Genomic DNA, 1,190 nt, shown 5'->3' on the forward strand with positions numbered 1-1,190 from the left:
TGTCTAAGGAAAAATTTGAACGTACGAAGCCACACGTAAACGTTGGCACGATAGGTCACGTTGACCATGGTAAGACCACCTTAACTGCGGCATTGACCAAGGTTGGGGCTGAGCGTTTTGGTGGAGATTTTTCTGCCTATGATCAGATTGACGGTGCTCCTGAAGAGAGAGCGCGTGGAATCACCATCTCGACAGCGCACGTAGAGTATGAGTCAGAGAATCGCCATTATGCGCACGTAGACTGCCCAGGGCATGCTGATTATGTTAAGAACATGATTACTGGAGCAGCACAGATGGACGGCGCAATTCTAGTTTGCTCTGCAGCTGATGGTCCAATGCCTCAAACTAGAGAGCACATACTTCTTTCACGCCAAGTAGGTGTACCTAATATCGTTGTATTTTTAAACAAAGCCGACATGGTGGATGACAGCGAACTACTTGAGCTAGTGGAAATGGAAGTTAGAGAACTACTTAGTGAATACGACTTCCCAGGAGATGATACCCCAATCATCGTTGGTTCAGCTTTAAAAGCGTTAGAAGGCGACGAGTCAGACATCGGCATTCCTGCTATCGTAAAACTAGTAGAAGCGCTAGACAGCTACATTCCAGAGCCAGAGCGCGACATTGACAAACCATTCCTCATGCCAATTGAAGACGTCTTCTCAATTTCAGGACGTGGTACCGTAGTTACTGGACGTATTGAGCGCGGTGTAGTGAAAGTAGGGGAAGAAATTGAAATTGTAGGCATTCGTCCGACCACAAAAACCACCTGTACAGGTGTAGAAATGTTCCGCAAACTCCTAGATCAGGGTCAAGCGGGTGATAACGTAGGCGTACTATTACGTGGAACCAAACGTGAAGACGTAGAGCGTGGACAAGTTTTAGCCAAGCCAGGCAGCATCACACCCCACACATACTTTGAAACAGAAGTTTATATTCTAAGCAAAGAAGAAGGCGGACGACACACCCCATTCTTGAAAGGATACCGTCCACAGTTTTACTTCCGTACAACTGACGTAACAGGGGAGTGTATCTTACCTGAAGGTACAGAAATGGTTATGCCGGGCGAGAATATCAAGATGAACGTTCGCTTGATTAGCCCAATTGCTATGGACGAGGGTTTACGTTTTGCGATTCGTGAAGGTGGACGTACTGTAGGTGCTGGTGTCGTAACAAGCATCATTGAGTAA

Annotated in this window: 1 protein-coding gene; it reads left to right on the forward strand. The window is 46.6% G+C overall.

The features are described from left to right. On the forward strand, nucleotides 1-1,190 hold a 1,190-nt coding region (gene tuf, locus A5N84_RS09220), incomplete at its 5' end, for an elongation factor Tu (protein WP_072282140.1).

The sequence above is a fragment of the Rappaport israeli genome (genome assembly GCF_001888055.1).
GTDB lineage: Bacteria > Pseudomonadota > Gammaproteobacteria > Cardiobacteriales > Cardiobacteriaceae > Rappaport > Rappaport israeli.